We start from the raw sequence: 18,425 nt of genomic DNA, 5'->3' as shown, positions 1-18,425 counted from the left end.
AGATATCCAGCTTAAACTAACGTTAACTCAAGAAAGGTCCGACTTGGCATAGATGGCTCGCCTCAAATCGCGAATTTCGCCTTCCTGCTCCAGGGAACGGAGAGACAGCATCTCCAGAATTTTATCCTGCCGCTCCTTACTGGCCTGGAAGGATACCATCATGCCGTAGATTTTGTGTACGTCCAGGGTCAAGGCCTCCAGCTTCGCATCGGTCATTTCCTGCCGATGAATAATGGCCTTCGTCAGCTGGTTCAGCTCCTTTTGACCTGCTTCCAGATTATCCAACCGTTGCTCAAATCTGGGCTGCCGGGCATCCATCTGCTACAGCTTCTCGAGAATAAGATCTAGCTTGTCCATCGGCGCATCCGCTCCTTGTGGAAATGTAATACGCCTAACCAACAAGAGCAAGGGCAGGCTCTGTATCCGGGCTTCTGTCAGCGCAAGATTATTGTACCATAGGAGCGCAGTCATAAAGAAGTGCACTCCTGTCAATTTCCGCAAAATTGTACATATGCTATAATAGAGAACAGTGTGATAGGTCAGTACACTTACTGGCATCCGAAAAAGAAAGAAGGATAATCCTATGAAAATAGCCATTGTAGGGACAGGCTATGTAGGTCTCGTTACTGGTGTTTGTCTGTCCGAAATCGGCCATCAGGTTACGTGCATTGATGTGGATGAAGCAAAGGTAGACAAAATGCGTGCAGGAGTTTCACCCATCTATGAACCGGGCCTCGACGAGCTGATGCAAAAGAATATCGAAGCTGGCCGGTTGTTTTTCACCACCTCCCATCAAGAAGGCTTTCAGGATGCGGAAGCTATCTACATAGCTGTTGGCACGCCCCCGAGAGAGGATGGTACAGCTAATCTCTCCTACGTGGAAGAGGTAGCCAAAAGCATTGCTGCTCATATCGACAGCTACACGGTTGTGGTTACCAAGAGCACTGTGCCGGTTGGAACCAATTATCGGATTAAAGAAATGATTAGCGCGGGAGTGGAAGGCCGGGCCTTATTCGACATTGTATCCAATCCGGAGTTCCTGCGGGAGGGTACTGCCGTACAGGATGCTTTTCAAGGGGATCGGATCGTGATCGGTTCTGATAATCCCAAGGCGGCTCAGGTCGTGGAAGAGATTAACAAACCCTTCGGCATTCCTGTGTACCACACGGATATCAGCAGCGCTGAAATGATTAAATATGCCTCGAATGCTTTCTTGGCTACCAAGATCAGCTTTATTAATGAAATTTCGGCCCTTTGTGAAAAGCTTGGAGCGAATGTGGAAGATGTGGCTGCAGGTATGGGCATGGATAAGCGCATCGGCAGTCAATTCCTACGGGCAGGCATCGGCTATGGCGGCTCTTGTTTCCCCAAGGATACCAAGGCTCTGGTGCAAATAGCAGGAAACGTGGAGCATGAATTCGATCTGCTGAAATCAGTGATTCAGGTAAACAACAAACAGCAGCAGCTGCTGGTGGATAAGGCCAAAGCCCGCTTCGGATCCCTGGAAGACAAGACCGTTGCACTGCTGGGTTTGGCTTTTAAGCCACAGACGGACGATATGCGGGAATCTGCCTCCATTGTGGTCAGCCAGCAATTGGTGCAAGAAGGTGCCCGAATACAAGCATTTGACCCTATCCAACCGGAAATGGCAGCGCAGCTTCTTCCTCCGGAAGTGGCATTATGCCAGACATTGAAGGACGCTCTTACCAATGCAGACTGTGTATTTATCATTACCGATTGGCCGGAATTCAAAAAGATGGACATACCTATGGCCAGTCAGCTTATGAAGTCTCCGGTATTCTTCGACGGGCGTAATTGTTTTAGCCTGGAGTATGCCGTTTCCCAAGGGATAGAGTATCATTCGATTGGGCGGGAGAGCGTTGGGGTGAAAAGATAAAATAGAGATAGGCCCCTGGATGGTTTCGGGGGTCATTTTCATTTTTAGCCATTATGTACCATGGACTTTAGTAAATCTTCTCAGGTACAATACAGACATCAATTCGACAAAAATGGGAGCCCAAAATGATAGACATCCATAATCATATCCTGCCGGGAATAGACGACGGATGCAGGAGCCTGGAAGAATCATTGGAATTAGCGAGATTGGCAGTTAAGGAAGGCATCCATCATATTATTGCCACTCCTCATCATGCTAACGGGCGGTATCAGAATGAAGCAGAGAAGGTTCGTCAAGCTGCCGCACAATTGAATCTTGCCCTATCCGAAGAGGGAGTGAACCTTCAGATTCACACTGGGCAGGAAATCCGGGTGTACAAGGAGCTGCTGGATGATCTGAATGCCGGCAAGCTGCTTACTCTCGCGGGGTCACGTTATATGCTGCTGGAATTTCCCTCTAGACAGGTTCCGGAGGGAATCGAGGATCTGTTGCATGAGTTGAGTCTTGCGGGAATTACAGCCATTATCGCCCATCCGGAACGGAACATGGAGCTTGTCGGTAATCTCTCGAGATTGGCGGACTTAATTGACAGAGGTGCTTTGGCCCAAATGACGACCCATTCCATTAACGGTTTGTTTGGCCGCAAAATTCAATCCATCTCTTTGGATATGTGCCGCTCCAATCTCATTCACTTCCTATCATCTGATGCGCACAATCCCATGGAACGACCTTTTTTCTTGCAAACTGCCGCAACCTATATAATGAAGAAATTAGGAGAAGGGACCTATTCCTATTATAAGGAAAATGCTAGTAGGGTTCTTTATAACCAGGAAATTATTCCTATTTCACACAACGTACATAATAAAAAACGCTTTCTTTTCTGGTAGCTTCACCCATTTTACGTTGACCCCTGGTTTCCATCTATGATAAAATTTTCTTCATAAATCGATCATTTTTAAATAAAGTGGTAATCGCGCTTTTGTTAAATCTTACTTACGAGTTTTATATTTTACTATTTATACATAGAATTATCCGTTTCCCCAAATTTAAAGACGAGGTGAGTGTAAAGCATGAAATTGAAGAAGAAAGCGATAACGACAACTCTGGCCGCTTCTCTGGTGGTTGGCTCTTTAGCAGGTGTACCGGTTTACGCGGCGTCGGTGCCGAGTGAAGTTACAAATACGCTGAACAAAATTTATGCAAATTTGAATCCTAACGAAGTAAAAATCATTAGCGATGCCAGGGATGCAGTCCGCAACCTTGCTCCCATTGATGAAAACTTGGAATTGATCAATCCAATTTGGGAAATTGTTCACGCCAAGGATTTGGCAGTCCATCATAATGATCCGACAATTACCAAAAAAGATCTTTTTACACTCATCCAAGCATTTGCCATCGATTACGATAAGGATTTCACCGGTTTGGAAGCGTTGATGGCCGACCAATTCCTGAAGGATATTGCCGAGAAGCTTTACAATATCGTAGGCGGCAATTTTGATGCAAATGATGATGTAGCGGATGTTGTAAAGTTTGGTAAGGAACTGCAAGATAAGGCATTAGCCGAAATTAAAAAATCAACCTCTCTAACTGACATTAAGAATGCGCCAACACTCGTTAAAGCAGCTATTAAGGATGTAATTGACAATAGCACAACAAGAGTCGCTGGTATTCTAAAAAATATTGGCATAACCAGCGATGCCATCATCTCCACAAAGACGAATCTGGAGAAGGAAGCAGCTAAAAAAGTAGAGGGCGCTGACAAAATCGATTATTATTTGGCTGTAGCCTATCTGAAAGTGTTGACCGATCAAAAACAAGATTCGGAAACCCCGACTCCTGGCGGCGGTGGCGGAGCTCCATCCGACTCCCCCAAAGGCCCGGACAAAGCTGCAGCAACTACAGCTTTGAATGATGCGGCTAAGGATCTCGCTAAGCTGCTGGAAGACAAAAGCGCCGGCCTGGCAAAAGCAGTAGCGGCCATCCAGGAAGCATTAGCTCAAGCGGCTACCATCGATGTATCCGCAGCTGTGAAAATTACGGACGGCAAAGCAGCTCTTACTTTGAATGCTTCCCAACTGGGAGATATCTTCAAGACTGTGAAGGAGTTGGCCGACACTGCCAACAAGAACCTGAAGGCTGCTGCGGCTGATGCCCCTTCCGTGAAGGTAATCGCTACCCTTGACCTGGGTACCGTGAAGGCTGACTCTGTAAGCATCCCCCTGGCTAAGGATGTTCTGGCCAAGGCCAAGGAAGCCGGCGTTCAAGCTCTGGCTGTTAAGGTGAACGGTGTTGTACTGGCGCTGGATATTGACCAATTGGGCGCTGCAGCTGCCATCAACATTAACAAGCTGGCTGCTTCCGCACTCCCCAGCACAGCATTGGCTGCAGCTTCCGACGTATACAGCTTCACCTTCGAAGTAGATGGCAAAGCCGCCACTACCTTCACCAAGCCCGTTGAAATCCGTCTGCCAATTACAGCATCCGGACTGGATCAAGAGCTGCTTTCCTTTACCAAGATTGACGGCAGCAATCTGATCTCCAAGGGCGGCAAATACGACGCGGCCAAGAAGCTGTTTGTTGTAACTAACAAGTCCTTCTCCACCTATGCGGTTCTGGAAAACAAGATCAGCTTCAACGATATCGCCGGTGTGAAGGATTGGGCAGGACGCCAAATTGCGGTTGCCGCAGCCAAGGGCATTATCGATGGCCGTGAAGAAGGGGCATTCGTTCCTGCAGGCAATGTAACCCGTGCTGAATTTGCCAAGCTCATCGTCAAGACCTTCGGTCTGGAGAGCACCACCGCCAAGGAAGCCTTCACTGACGTCAATGTCGGCGACTGGTACCAACCTTATGTAGCGGCTGCATCCGAAGCCGGTCTGATTGACGGCCGTGCAGAAGGAATCTTCGCACCGAATGAAACCATCACCCGTGCTGAGCTGGCAACCATCGCCTCCCGCGCTTTGACCAAGGTGAAATCCTACAAGGCTGTGGAAGCTGTAGACACCGCACTTGCCGCTTTCACGGATGCCGATGAAGTCAACACCAGCTTGAAGTCCGGAGTTGCCTTCGCTGCGGAACAAGCTCTGGTTGTAGGGCAAGATGCCGGTAAGTTCAACCCCAACGCTGCTACGACCCGTGCGGAAGCTGCAGTAGTCATTTACCGTCTGTTGAATAAATAAGGTGTAATACCGCTAGTCCAATAAGATCCTCCTCTCAGTCTCTCGAATGAGAGGAGGATCTTATTGTTTTGTTCAAGAAGACTGCTGCTTATGGGGAATACAACCGGTGGAGGGAAACCATGGAACTCGATTTGAAAGACTATCTCAAGATTATCCGCAAACGGCTTTGGCTAATCATCGCCATTGTGCTGGTTGCCTGCATCACAACCGGACTTGTGAGCTATTTTATGCTGACGCCGCAATACCAGGCCTCAACCAAGCTCATTGTGAACAAACCCAATGATGCTACAGGTGTGAATGCGCTGAATATTAATGATGTGAACCTGAACATCAAAATTATCGACACCTACAAAGAAGTGATCAAAACCACGCATATTATGGAGATGGTGGCATCCGAGTACCCCCAATTCCAGATGACAGCCGAGCAACTGATCGCAAAAGTATCTGTTAGCTCCGTAAACAATACCCAGGTTATGACCCTGGCTGTGCAAGATCCCTCCTATGAGAAAGCAGTCAGCATCGTCAATGCTGTTTCACATATTTTTCAACGGGAAATCACCAATATCATGAAGGTGGACAATGTATCTATCCTGACTGAAGCCAAGCTTTCCCCGGTTCCGACACCTGTTAGTCCCAAGCCAATGTTAAACCTTGCCCTTAGCCTGATTGTGTCCCTTATGGCCGCTGTGGGCCTGGCATTTCTGCTGGAATACCTGGACGATACGGTGAAGAGCGAAGCGGATATTGAACATCTCTTAGGCATTCCCACCTTGACTATGATCAGCAAGATAAAACCTGAGGATTTGCAATACGAAAAAGCATCTGCCAATAAAAGCATAGGGGAGGGCGCTGCTCAGCATGCCAACGCAACCATTAACCACTAACAGTAAACGTCCCATTATTGCAGATGTAAATCCCAAGTCTCCCATATCCGAGGCGTACCGGACCCTCCGGACCAATATTGACTTCTCCAATATTGACGAAGAGTTGAAGACCATCATGCTCACCTCTGCCGGGCCTGCTGAAGGCAAATCCACTACCGCTACGAATTTGGCCGTGGTGTATGCCCAGAATGACCGGAGAGTCCTGATTGTGGATGCGGACCTGAGAAAGCCCACCATGCATCACACCTTCAATAAGTCCAACAGATGGGGTCTGACCAATGTCCTCACCGGCAAAACACTGCTCTCCGACGTAATCTCCGAGACACATGTTCCCAATCTGCATGTTCTTCCGTCGGGACCGATCCCGCCCAATCCTTCGGAAATTCTTGCGTCCAAACGCATGACCGCCGTATTAGGCGAGCTGCGCGGCATGTATGATCTGGTAATTGTGGATACCCCTCCTGCATTGGCGGTAGCCGATGCCCAAATCATGGCCACCAAATGTGACGGAGTGATTCTGGTTATTTACGCCGGAAGCACTAAGCGTGATGCCATTGTGAAGGTAAAGGCGAATATGGATCATGTGAAAGCCAATGTGATCGGCGCTGTACTCAATAACGTAGACCGGAAATCCGGCGAAGGGTATTACTATTATTATTACGGCTCCCGCGAGGAGTAGATGTTCATATAAAAGACATAGTCCAATTGGCACGTTTCGACAAATTTTAATTGCAATTTGATGTAAAATTGAATTTGAATTGTAGGAGGATAAGAGTCAGGGAGGGAGTGGAAGCACCATGAGCCTACCCCAGGTGCACATGGATGCCGAGATACAAACAACGTATCCTAAAGCATTGCCATTAGAACAAGAAATAGTGAATCAGAGCAGGACAGGTTATCTGATTGCCAAAAGAGTGATGGATATCGGGGGGGCAGCATTCGGGCTGGTGCTGTTTCTCCCTATCTTTTTAATTGTGGCTGTTTTGAATAAGCTGGAAGACCCTCGAGGACCGGTTTTCTACAAGCAGACACGGGTAGGGAAGAACGGCAAGGAGTTCAGGATGTACAAATTTCGCTCCATGGTCTGTGATGCGGATCAGCAACTGGAGAGCCTCATGCATTTGAATGAAGTAGATGGAGCAATGTTCAAGATTAAGGATGACCCCCGGATTACTAAGGTAGGCAAATTTATCCGCAAAACCAGCATTGATGAGCTTCCTCAATTCTGGAACGTACTACGCGGCGACATGAGTCTCGTAGGCCCCCGCCCCCCCCTGCCGGGTGAGGTTGAAGAATATACTAAATTCGAGAAGCAGCGGCTTCTTGTAACTCCTGGCTGTACTGGACTTTGGCAGGTCAGTGCTCGTAACAGTGTCGGATTCAGTGAAATGGTAGAACTCGATCTGAAATACATAAGAGAACAGTCTATTGGAAAAGATGTCCTAATTATTTTCCGCACAGCGTATGTAATGATTAAATCTAAGGATGCCTTTTAAAGGGAAAAAGGGAGTAGGTGTGCTGCTATGAAAAAGGACAAAATGGAACTGAAAGTGTGTCTGGTGGGTTCTTCGGGAGGACATTTGTCCCATTTGTATATGCTGAAACCATTTTGGGGAAATAAAGAACGGTTTTGGGTGACATTTGATAAAGAGGATGCGAAAAGTCTTCTAAAAGGAGAAAAAATGTACCCATGTTATTATCCCACCAATAGAAGCCTTAAGGCACTCCTGAAAAATACTAGGTTAGCAATTAAGGTGTTGAGAAAGGAAAAACCTGACTTAATTATTTCATCCGGTGCTGCAGTAGCAGTACCCTTCTTCTACTTGGGTAAGCTGTTCGGTGCAAAAACGATTTATATAGAAGTGTTTGACAGAATCGATAAGCCAACATTGACGGGGAGAATGGTATATCCGATTACAGATAAATTCATTGTCCAGTGGAAAGAACAGACCCAAGTTTATAAGAAAGCAATAAACCTGGGAAGCATATTTTAGCGTAGAATACAGAGGGTGAGGAAAGATGATCTTCGTAACAGTGGGTACACATGAACAACCCTTCAATCGCATTGTGGAATATATAGATAACTTAAAAAGAGATGGGAAAATACATGACGAGGTGTTTATTCAGACTGGCTACAGTACATATGAACCCAAGTACTGCAAGTGGAGTAAATTGATTCCTTACAGTGAGATGGAGAAGAATGTAGCAGATGTAAGGATTGTTATTACTCACGGTGGGCCGGCAAGCTTTATTATGGCGCTTCAAGTGGGCAAAATTCCAATTGTAGTTCCGAGACAACTTGATTTCAATGAACATGTCAATAACCATCAAGTAGAATTTTCGATGAAAATAGCCGAGAGACTGGGATCTATTATTCCAGTGGTTGATATAGAAGAGCTTGCTGAGACAATTAAAAATTATGACTATATTGTTGCTGATATGAAAAAGAGCATCGGTAGTAACAATAAGAATTTCTGTAGTGATTTTGAAAAGATTGTGCAGGAGTTATATTGAGGAGATACGCATGAAGGTGATGATAGTAAGTACCGTAGGTCTTATATATGATGGTATTACAAGTGTAATTTTATCATATCTACAGTTTATGGAATTATCAGACATAGAAATATATATTGCCGGTACTATAAAAGTTGAAGCAAGCATAAGGAAGAAACTTGAGGAGCAAGGATTCAAAATTGTTGATTTTCCCTCTAGGAGAAAAAATACTTTTAACTATTTTTTTAGTTTGGTAAAATTCCTTAGGCAAAACCATGTTAATGTTATTCACGCTCATGGAAATAGCGGTACTCTTGCCATTGAAATGCTAGCAGGTTGGCTAGGGGGTTGTAATAACAGAATTGCTCACTCCCATAATACCCGTTGTGATCAGGTAATGGCTGATAAAATGTTACGTCCCATTTTATATTTGAATTATACAAAGGCAGTAGCGTGCGGTGTAGAGGCTGGGAAATGGCTATTTAATAATAAGCCGTTCATCGTACTTGCGAATGGACGAAACATAGGTAACTTTGCTTTTAATTCTGTGACCAGAGATGCTGTAAGAAATCAGTATGGAATTTCAAATGAATTAGCGATTGGGCATGTTGGGGGATTTTTTGAGCAGAAAAATCATAAATTTTTATTGGAAGTCTATAGAGCTATCTTACAACAAGAACCGACGGCTAAGTTATTTATGATCGGTGATGGACCGTTAAAGGAAAGAATGGAGCTTGATGCAACTGACATAATGCAAAATGTAATTTTCACAGGTACAACTGATAGGGTTGCTGATTACTTACAGGCAATGGATGGGATGTTGTTGCCCTCACTATTCGAAGGTTTCCCTCTAGTTGCTCTGGAGTGGCAAATTAATGGTTTGCCATGTTTATTAGCTGATACCATTACAAAGGATTGTGCCATAACAGATGCAGTGGAATTTATGTCATTAAATGAAAGAGCTTCTGTCTGGGCAACTCGAATTATCGATAAAGCAAAAAATAATAATCGTGAGGAAAGAGCAAGGATTGGAATTTTTAAAATGCAAGAAGCTGGATTTGATATAAGGGATTCTTCTGCAATATTAAAAAAGATATACTTAGAAGGATAAATTTTTAAAAACTCGTACAGGTGGGATAGTTATGAATGTTGGCTTATTTACTTCAGTTTACTTTAACAATATTGGTAATGCATTTATCGATTTAGGAGCCGAAGCAACAATAAAGAAAGCTTTGCCAGAGGGAAGCGGATTAGTAAAAATCAGTCAGTGTGCAAATTTTGCTGCATCAATGGGAAGATTCTTTATGCTTAAGGAAAAGCCTGCTGTTAATTGGGTGTGGACACATACGATGCAAAAATTTGCTCATAAGCTGCATGATAAATCTTATAATGCTATTGAAACATTAGATGTTTTTTCGCCAGTAAGTATGGTGGATCTTGATTATTTAATTATACCAGGTTGTGTATTAACCGTCCCCTTTTTTACTATTTATGGGGGTCTTCTTGAAAAGAAGGTTTCACAGGGGTGCAAGCTTGTTTTCCTTGGGGTAAGTGGGAATTTTTATACAGATTATGAGGTGGAGTTTGTATCGAGATTTTTGGAGAAGCTGAAACCTTATGCCATAATAACACGGGACAGTATAGCATTTAGTCATTATAATAAGTACAGCAAATTTGTATATAATGGAATCGATAACGTCTTTTTTGCAAACCACCTTGATATTCCTAGAGTCAAAACTGAATTTGACTCTTATTTTGTTGTTAACATTGAGGAACCCAAAAATGCCGATAAAAAAGCGAAACTGGTAGAGAAACTTAGAGAAGAAAATAAAAATATAATTTTCACTAACCATAAACCTTTTCCATATACCAAGGTCAGCAAAATGGTTAAGGAGGGCAGAACAATTATTTCTGATTATCCACTCGATTATTTATTGATTTATAGAAACGCAGATACCGTTTATTCTGATCGGGTCCATGCATGTATCCCCACCTTGTCTTTTGGGAACAAAGCAGTTTTGTTGTCTGATAGCCCTAGAAGAGCACTATTTGGGAATGTTGGTATTAAAGAAATCACTAGAGAACCAATGAAAGTGAATGATCTTGATTTGTTGCAACAAAAACAGGTAGATTTTCTGACTAAAATACTAACTGCATAACATGAACTAAGTATCTGATACGCTCAAGGTGGAACAGAATGAAAACATTATATATTACAGATTTTTATTATTTTGTTGATAGCGGAGCAAAGGTTTTAGCTAGGGCGCATTTAAACACATTAAATGAAATATTTGATCAGAAAGATGTCGTGGTCATTGCATTACCAGGAGCAAACGCTCCAGAGAAAACTGTAGAAGGACATATCACTATTACTGGCTACAAAAATTCTATTGCCTTGTATTTAGGTTGTTTATTAGGTTATTCTACTTATTTAAATGAACACGGAATGAGAAGGATTATTTCTATTATAGAAGTAGAAAAAATTGAATTTGTATTTATAGACAATTCTATATTTGGAAAATTAGTTAAAAAAATAAAGAAACGTTTTCCACATATAATAGTTGCATCATTTTATCATGATGTAAAAGCATCTTTGGCCGCGGCGTGGAAAAAAGAGTCGCGTTTATATAAAAAGCCAATTTACCAAGCTATGATACAAAATGAGAAGCTGACTGCACAATATTGTGATATCAATTTTACACTTAATCGTAGAGAAAGCGAACTCTTTGAAAAATTTTATAAGAAGAAGCCTGAGGTTGAACTAAGTGTCTATATGGATATACCCAAGCCTAGTAAACAGACAAAAAACATTCAAGAACATGAAAAATTAAAGCTTCTATTCTTTGGCGGAGCATATTTACCGAACAAACGTGGAATTGATTGGTTTGTAAAAAATGTAATGCCAAGATTAGGTGCAGATGTGGAGTTAACCATAGCAGGAAGAGGTATGGAGCAATTGCAGAAAAATAACTACCCTGATAATGTAATTGTTTTGGGGAGAGTTGAAAGTCCTTCAACGTTGTATGAAGAAGCTGATGTTGTTCTAAGCCCTATATTTGAGGGTGGAGGGATGAAGGTTAAAGTTGCTGAGTCAATGGCGTATGGGAAAATTATTATAGCTTCGAATGAAAGCTATGAAGGGTATAACGAAAATATTCCTGTTGAATATTGGGATAAGTATTTTTATAAAGCTAATGTTGCTGATGAATATGTAAATATAATCAATAAGCTGGTAACGTCAAAGCAAGAGATATTTAGGTATAATCCACAAGTAAGGAGTATATTTGAAGAGTTTTATTCTTCATCTTATGCTCAATTAGCTATAAGCTTAGCGATTAAAAATTATATTAATGGAGGAAAAATGCATTGAAAGCAAACTAAGTAGGGAAATATATTGGAAATTTATAGGATCTAACAAAAAATTCAAATTGCATTTATCAATTTGGAAAATAATTGGGCTTGTTTCCATTATTAATCGAATGCGAGCAATGTTTAGGCTCAGTTTGGACCTTATTATATGTGTAAAGCAATTTTAATGACCATGGTAACTGGTCGTAAATACTAGAGAATGTGGAAATGCAAAATGGTATTATCGTCGGAGCCAAGGCTATTTCGGCAGACTTTATTATTAAAACTCGAAATTTTTGTGGGTGAGGTAACAACAGGGAGTTCAAAAAGATAGTTTCGAGGTTAAGAAAAGTATTTAATTTTATATAATTTATTATGGGGAAGGCTCATTTATAATTGCCGAGGGAGTGTGGTAAGTTGGTATATAAAAAATTTTTATATCATCGAATGATATTTCTAATATACATAATTGCTTTATTTAGTTTTTTCTTTTTACGATCCCAGGAAATTAGTAGTCAACAATTAGCTGCAGCTGTGACATTATTAATAATTCCTTGTATAGGAATATTGAAGAAATCAAAAGCAACTTATAAAACTGAGGTTCTTGTTTTTTTATTTTACATAAGTATAGAAATCTTGGTTAGTTTAAATCGATATCAACAAGATTTTTTAAAAACCGCATACTATATAGCAAATATATATAGTATTTTACTATATATTTATTTTGCAGCATTTAATGATGATATATGGTATTATAAAGCATTTAACAAAATAGGAAGACTAATTTTTGGATCACTTATATTTTCCATTTTTTTCTATTATATGGGAATAAAATTTTTAGATTCCACAGTTTACTTATCTAGAGATGGTATGTTAAGAATGACGGTCGGTATGATGTTTTGTTCATTTGTAATAATTGTAGTTTTTGGACGATTTGTTAATATAAAAAATATAAATCGAAAAATGTCGTTAAATGATTGCGTATTTTTTTGCATTGCAATAATCTATATCGTTCTAGTTACTCAGACTAGAATGACTATGCTCGGTATTGGGCTTGCAATAGTTGTGATGATAGTGTTCTGCGTAAAAAATCTTAGTCGAAAAGTATTGATTGTAGTAGCCGGAATAATTACTTTACTAGTAATATTGCAGATTCCATCTATTCAAGATTATTTGGGAAAAAATGTTTTAGGAGTGATTGCTGGAACTGATAATTCAATTATACCAAGAACAGGTGCGATATCTCATTACATACAAATGGCCGAAAATAATAAATTTGTGGGCTTAGGAATTATTAACCCCAATGCTACCTCCAATGGTTTATATGATCTTAATTATATTATGCGTGGCCCATGGGGGGTATATTTTTACGATGATGTTGGGGTTTTTAGCTTCTATATGATGTTTGGTCTTTTTGGCTTAATGATGTATGCATTCATTTTTATTCGTTTATTTAAAAGAGCTTGGAAAGAGAGATATATTATGCCATATAAATTGGGTCTGGTAGTTTATGTATTTGTGACAGGATTTTCAATGATAATAACAGATCTTTGGAGACAGAGTAACATAGCTTTATTTTTACTTTTGATGGATTTGAATCTGCAACCAGAGGAACAGAAAAGATACTAGTGCATTCTATGGTTGGTTATACAAGATATTAAGTTAATAAAAGCGGAGGATGCAATGGCAGCGAAGAAGTCAATTAAAATGAATGCTGTCTTTAGTTTGCTGCAGTCTATTCTAAGTGTCGTTTTTCCTTTGATAACATTTCCTTATATATCAAGGATATTTGGAGTTGATTTATTAGGGAATTACAATTTTGCCAAAAATTTTGTTGAGATTTTTGCCATCATTGCAATGCTAGGTATACCAACATATGCGGCAAGAGAAGGCGCTAGAGTACGTGAGAACAGAGCTGAAATAAGTAAATTCATGAGTGAAATGCTTTCGATTAGCCTTATTTCTTCTGCTGCAGCTTTAATAATACTATATACATCAGCATTTTCATTAGGTGTATTAGAAGCATATACAAGTCTTATTATTATATTCAGTATCACCATTCCATTGACGATGATTGGAATGAGCTGGATATTTGTAATATACGAAGATTATGCATTTCGTACTATGATGAGTGTCGTTGTGAATATCTTGTCTATTGTAGCAATGTTTTTATTTGTTAAGACTGCATCAGATGTGTATATATATGCTTTTATTACTGTTTTATCAGCAGGTGGTTCGAGTTTAATATCATTTTTCTATAGCAAAAAATATTGTGATTTAAGAATTGTATTTAGTGTAAATTGGAAAAAACACTTTTTACCAATTGTTATGCTGTTTTCGGCATATCTCTCAATAATGATTTATAATCAGACAGACATAGCTTTGTTAGGATTCATGTGTTCTGATTATAATGTTGGAATATATAGTGTATCAACAAAAGTATATAATATGGTGAAGTATTGTTTATTAGCTGTTTCATCTGTATTACAAACTCGCGCAGTAATCCTAGCGAATAATAATGATGTAGAAAGCATAAATCGTTTCTTGTCTAAAAGTTTTAATATGTTAATGACATTTGTAATTCCTTGTATGACGGGAATGGCATTCATGAGTGCAGATATAATAGAATTTATTGCAGGTAAAGAATATGCAAGTGCAAATATTTCAATGATTATTTTAAGTATTTCATTATTTTTTGCTCTATTTTCAACAGCACATAGCAGTTGTATATTGATTCCAAATAATCGCGAGAAAATTACATTAAGAGGGGCAGTAATAGGAGCAGGTGTAAATTTTTTTCTAAACCTTGTATTTATCCCACTATTTCAGGAGAATGGCGCTGCACTAACGACATTGCTAGCAGAGGCTACAGTATTTTTTCTATATTATTCTGTTTCAAAAAAATATTTTACCCACCTAAACGGAATGGCCACTTTCACAAAAACAATTGCGGGAAGTATAGGAATTATTGTAGTTCAATTATTACTTTCTTCAATGGGGGGCAATATCATTGTTCGCATAATAGTGAAAGTAGGCCTATCTGCGATTGTATATTTTGTTCTTCAAATAGCAACAAAGAATGAAGTTGTAACAGAAATATTTGGAAATGCATTAAATAAAGTAAAGCAAAAATTAGTAAGGAAGGGAATTTAGATTTCAGAATTGAGGGTGAAGGTGTTGAGTTTTAGTTTAACGGTTGATAATTTGTGAGGTGAAAATTTTGTCTCCATTAGTGTGTATTGTGTTAGTAAATTATAATGGGTTTCACGACACTGTTGAGTGTATAAAAAGTCTAAAGAAGATTAGTTACGATAACTATCGAATTATTGTAGTTGACAATGGCTCAACAGTGCAACCTGATGATTCAGAGCTATTGTTTATTAAAAGTAATTCGTTATATATTGCAGGAGGCCAAAATCTGGGGTTCTCAGGTGGAAATAATATCGGAATAAAACATTCTAAAGAATATAATCCCGATTATTATCTGTTACTCAATAATGATACTATTGTAGAAAAAGATTTTTTGAGTATTTTGGTAGAAGCTAGTATTATGAATGTTGACGCTGGAATTGTCTGTGGAAGAATAAATTTTTATGATAATAGAGATAGATTGTGGTTCGCAGGTGGTAAGATAGACTTTAGAAATATTGCAACTAAGCATTGCGGGTATATGGATTTTGATAGTGAGATATATCATCAAAATTCATGGGTTAGTTTTGCAACAGGATGTTTGTGGTTGGTTCCAAGGGGTACTGTAGAAAACGTGGGCTTATTGAATGAAGATTACTTTTTATATTGTGAGGATACTGATTATTGTTTAAGAGTTTTGAATTTTGGTCTAAAAATATTGTTTGTTGGAAAATCACGCATATATCATAAGATTAGTGCGTCAACAGGAAACGGGAGCGATTTGCAAAATTATTATATGATGCGAAATAGTTATATTCTTGCTGAAAGATATTCCAAAAGAAAAACTTATGCAAGAGTATATTACATTCTTAAATATATAAAAAAAGTTCTACAGAAAAAAGTTATGTTTAAAACATTTCTTGAGGCCTATACAGATTATTATCACAAGCGTTTTGGAGAAAGAAGGAAATAAAAATACAGACTCAAATCAAAAGTTTATGAGGGATGTAGCAATTGGAAATGCATGATTTAGGAAGGCGTTTATGACCCTCTCTATGTGTACTATCTGTTAAGACGGAATATATCACTTTTCTGCAAAGTTACTAGACACAAATAATCATCGTATAATAAAGGAAAGTAGGTTTTCTCATGAAGTTTCACTGGAAATCGAAGAAAACATGGGAAAAGCTCGTTATAACGGGGGTATCCTTGTTTCTATTACTGGCTATAGGAATCGGTGGTTTCCTCTACTATGCGATTAATCAGGTTGATCTTGAGGGTATTGAAAAGAGAATCGAAGAGCGTAAACAAGATGCCCAATCTGATAATGGTACAACCAAAATCCCTGGGGTTCTGGATAGTACAATCGATAAAGCTGAATCCCTGACAACAAAGAGCATCGACCCACAAGATGCTCTGGATGTAGCAGCTATCCTTCTAAAGTCTGGTCTAAGCATGAAGGAAATGTACTACCTGACAGGTAAGTCTACTGATAAACTTTCTAATGATGAAAAACAAAAAATCCGCGATCTGCTACTCAAGAAGCTGACCCCGGAAGAAATAAAAGCTTTACGGGCCATTACCTATGACTATGGGAAGAAATTAGTTATTTTGGACCCCGAATATCCTATTGAACTCGTAGGTGTATATGATGAGGCGGAGCAAACTCGGATCAGGAAAGAATTAGAAGCTAAAAACGAATCTCAAGCAACTGCAACAATCGCTTCACCCAATACGAGTGTAGTTACTCCCACTGAAGATTCATTCTTATCTCCACCTCCATCAGCAACACCAACAATACCGAATGAAACTCTAAGTTCAGAACAGACCGCACTCCGCACCACTTACCAAGGCGAGCTGGATTCACTGCAGAACGGCTGTACCAATAAGGTTAGCTCACTTGCTTCAGAGCTTTCGGCAGAGATCAAAGCAGGACAAGCCAGTAAAGAAGGAGTTTCCATCGCATCATTACAATCCAAGTTTTTACCTAGGATTGAAGCCGCAGAAAAGGAATGTGATAGTCAGTTTAATAATTTGATGAATGATGCATCGAAATCTTATCAAGAGAAAGAAATGCCGCTACAAGATATTGAAAACTGGAAAAGCCAATATGAGACAGCAAAACGGAATGCTCAGAGTGAAGCCTTGAACTCGCTCATGTCTATAATGTCCAAGTAGATTCAATCTATCATCTCGTAAAAAAACGTAAAGTAGGAGAGAGAATATGAAAAAGACTATTGCATTACTGGGTTTGGCCGTAGCAATTGCCATGCCAAGCTTCAACACAGTGAAAGCCGAGCAGGTATCGACAACTATTGAAGCCTATTACGCTCCTGTGCAATTTGAATTCGATGGCAGCTATCTGGCGCCGCCTTCCGATCAACGTGGGTTTATCTATCAGGGATCAACCTATGTGCCGCTTCGGTTTGTGGCTTATGCCCTGGATAAGGCCGTGGAGTGGAACCCGGATACCTATACGGTTACCATCCGCAAACCCGGTAAGGCGGAGCAGGTCACCATTGATGAGTATAAAATGAACCGCAAGACCGAGAAGCTGAATGGCAGCCCTGATCTGAGTGCTTTGCATCCAACTTCTCTTGCTGTTTATTTTGAGAACGTGAAGTATGTTTTTGATGGTACATCCAAGCAGCCTTCTGACGATCTTCCAGGTATGATTATTGAAGGAAGTGTCTATGTTCCATTGAAGTTCGTCTCTGAGTCCGTGGGACGTAAGATTGAGTGGGATCCTGCTACCTATACGGTAAAAGCTGCTATTGTTGAAGCTTCCCCCAAACCATCGACATCACCCTCTCCAACGCCGACTCCATCGGCAACGCCTGCACCTGCCGGAGGGACTGGAGGCGGAGGAGGTGTCTCCAAACCTAGCCAAAGCACTCTCTTCTTCCAGGTTGTATTGGACCTAGAAGCGATGGAGCGCAAAGCCCAGTCTACTATGGATAGCTACAAGACGGACTATGCTGCGGCCGAAACGGCAGAGGAGAAGGCGGCTATTGAAGCGAAGGCCCGGGCGTATTATTCCGAGGTGGAGAGCCAATTTAATTCCCGGGTGAATACGTATGAGTCGCAGCTGAATCAGAATGGGTATGACACCTCCTCCGTGAACGAGCTTAAGAATGCCTTCCAGGACAAAGTGGATCAGAAGAAAGCAGAGATTGGCCAATAACCACGTCGATTTATGCGGGAATGCTGCTGAAGCTGTAAATAAAAAAAGTCAAGCCGACAAGAAGGATCGACAGCCCCCACGGCATTTGGACTATATACTGTAGTCAAAATGGTTAATAAGGGATGTGGCTGTTATGCCCGCTTATTATTTCCGGGAAATCCGGACTCCGCTCTCCTTGTTCCGGCTGAAGTTTTTTAAGGATGATGATGACCGCCTGTGGATCAAGGTGGGTTCACGGCCGCGGCGGCGGTGGCGCTCGTAACCCGCTGTGGTTTGGATCTGGCAGTAGATAGGGACTGTTGTTCCTGTCT

18 protein-coding genes are annotated in these 18,425 nt (G+C 40.6%); 17 read left to right on the top strand and 1 reads right to left on the bottom strand.

Annotated elements, in window-relative coordinates:
* Positions 1 to 27: 27 nt before the first annotated feature.
* Entirely contained in the window at positions 28 to 318 is a 291-nt protein-coding gene (locus ACI1P1_RS10510; protein ID WP_416216337.1) for a hypothetical protein, read from the bottom strand.
* A gap of 265 nt (positions 319 to 583) precedes the next feature.
* Here ACI1P1_RS10510 and ACI1P1_RS10505 point away from each other — a divergent pair, with 265 nt between their 5' ends.
* The 17 genes from ACI1P1_RS10505 to ACI1P1_RS10425 all read left to right on the top strand — a co-directional run bounded on the left by ACI1P1_RS10505 (position 584) and on the right by ACI1P1_RS10425 (position 18,376).
* Positions 584 to 1,897, top strand: coding sequence for a UDP-glucose dehydrogenase family protein (locus ACI1P1_RS10505; protein WP_416216336.1), 1,314 nt, complete (start codon positions 584 to 586; stop codon positions 1,895 to 1,897).
* Between the two features lie 125 nt (positions 1,898 to 2,022).
* Complete coding sequence (locus ACI1P1_RS10500) at positions 2,023 to 2,784, top strand: tyrosine-protein phosphatase (protein ID WP_416216335.1); 762 nt, start codon at positions 2,023 to 2,025, stop codon at positions 2,782 to 2,784.
* A gap of 183 nt (positions 2,785 to 2,967) precedes the next feature.
* Positions 2,968 to 5,076 (top strand): S-layer homology domain-containing protein, encoded by a 2,109-nt coding sequence (locus tag ACI1P1_RS10495; protein ID WP_416216334.1) that lies wholly within the window; start codon positions 2,968 to 2,970, stop codon positions 5,074 to 5,076.
* A 68-nt stretch (positions 5,077 to 5,144) separates the two neighbouring features.
* Positions 5,145 to 5,960, top strand: coding sequence for a YveK family protein (locus ACI1P1_RS10490; protein ID WP_416216333.1), 816 nt, complete (start codon positions 5,145 to 5,147; stop codon positions 5,958 to 5,960).
* Complete coding sequence (locus ACI1P1_RS10485; protein ID WP_416216332.1) at positions 5,935 to 6,639, top strand: CpsD/CapB family tyrosine-protein kinase; 705 nt, start codon at positions 5,935 to 5,937, stop codon at positions 6,637 to 6,639. Before ACI1P1_RS10490 ends, ACI1P1_RS10485 begins: the two co-directional genes overlap by 26 nt.
* Before the next feature lie 139 nt (positions 6,640 to 6,778).
* Entirely contained in the window at positions 6,779 to 7,456 is a 678-nt protein-coding gene (locus ACI1P1_RS10480) for a sugar transferase (RefSeq protein WP_416216557.1), read from the top strand.
* Positions 7,457 to 7,483: 27 nt separating this feature from the next.
* The gene (gene pssD / locus ACI1P1_RS10475; RefSeq protein WP_416216331.1) at positions 7,484 to 7,954 is read left to right on the top strand and encodes a PssD/Cps14F family polysaccharide biosynthesis glycosyltransferase; all 471 of its coding nucleotides are present in this window, start codon (positions 7,484 to 7,486) and stop codon (positions 7,952 to 7,954) included.
* A gap of 25 nt (positions 7,955 to 7,979) precedes the next feature.
* Positions 7,980 to 8,474, top strand: a complete 495-nt coding sequence (locus ACI1P1_RS10470; RefSeq protein WP_416216330.1) for a glycosyltransferase — start codon at positions 7,980 to 7,982, stop codon at positions 8,472 to 8,474.
* 10 nt (positions 8,475 to 8,484) lie between these two features.
* Positions 8,485 to 9,564, top strand: a complete 1,080-nt coding sequence (locus tag ACI1P1_RS10465) for a glycosyltransferase (RefSeq protein ID WP_416216329.1) — start codon at positions 8,485 to 8,487, stop codon at positions 9,562 to 9,564.
* A 31-nt stretch (positions 9,565 to 9,595) separates the two neighbouring features.
* Positions 9,596 to 10,612, top strand: a complete 1,017-nt coding sequence (locus tag ACI1P1_RS10460) for a polysaccharide pyruvyl transferase family protein (RefSeq protein WP_416216328.1) — start codon at positions 9,596 to 9,598, stop codon at positions 10,610 to 10,612.
* 38 nt (positions 10,613 to 10,650) lie between these two features.
* Positions 10,651 to 11,823, top strand: a complete 1,173-nt coding sequence (locus ACI1P1_RS10455) for a glycosyltransferase (RefSeq protein ID WP_416216327.1) — start codon at positions 10,651 to 10,653, stop codon at positions 11,821 to 11,823.
* 395 nt (positions 11,824 to 12,218) lie between these two features.
* Positions 12,219 to 13,430 (top strand): O-antigen ligase family protein, encoded by a 1,212-nt coding sequence (locus ACI1P1_RS10450; protein ID WP_416216326.1) that lies wholly within the window; start codon positions 12,219 to 12,221, stop codon positions 13,428 to 13,430.
* A gap of 54 nt (positions 13,431 to 13,484) precedes the next feature.
* On the top strand, positions 13,485 to 14,954 hold the full coding sequence (locus ACI1P1_RS10445) for a flippase (protein ID WP_416216325.1): 1,470 nt from the start codon (positions 13,485 to 13,487) through the stop codon (positions 14,952 to 14,954).
* A 67-nt stretch (positions 14,955 to 15,021) separates the two neighbouring features.
* Positions 15,022 to 15,903: a glycosyltransferase family 2 protein gene (locus ACI1P1_RS10440; protein ID WP_416216324.1), complete on the top strand. Its 882-nt coding sequence runs from the start codon at positions 15,022 to 15,024 to the stop codon at positions 15,901 to 15,903.
* A gap of 176 nt (positions 15,904 to 16,079) precedes the next feature.
* Positions 16,080 to 17,108, top strand: a complete 1,029-nt coding sequence (locus ACI1P1_RS10435) for a hypothetical protein (RefSeq protein WP_416216323.1) — start codon at positions 16,080 to 16,082, stop codon at positions 17,106 to 17,108.
* A 46-nt stretch (positions 17,109 to 17,154) separates the two neighbouring features.
* Positions 17,155 to 18,114 carry a copper amine oxidase N-terminal domain-containing protein gene (locus tag ACI1P1_RS10430; RefSeq protein WP_416216322.1) on the top strand — a complete coding sequence of 320 codons (960 nt, stop codon included), beginning with the start codon at positions 17,155 to 17,157 and terminating at the stop codon, positions 18,112 to 18,114.
* Positions 18,115 to 18,247: 133 nt separating this feature from the next.
* Positions 18,248 to 18,376 (top strand): hypothetical protein, encoded by a 129-nt coding sequence (locus ACI1P1_RS10425; protein WP_416216321.1) that lies wholly within the window; start codon positions 18,248 to 18,250, stop codon positions 18,374 to 18,376.
* Positions 18,377 to 18,425 lie beyond the last annotated feature (49 nt).

The organism is Paenibacillus mesotrionivorans (assembly GCF_046098205.1).
In the GTDB taxonomy this organism is placed as follows: Bacteria; Bacillota; Bacilli; order Paenibacillales; family NBRC-103111; genus Paenibacillus_AR; species Paenibacillus_AR mesotrionivorans.
The sequence above is the reverse complement of the archived record's forward strand: the minus strand, read 5'-3'. Positions and strand labels throughout refer to the sequence as shown.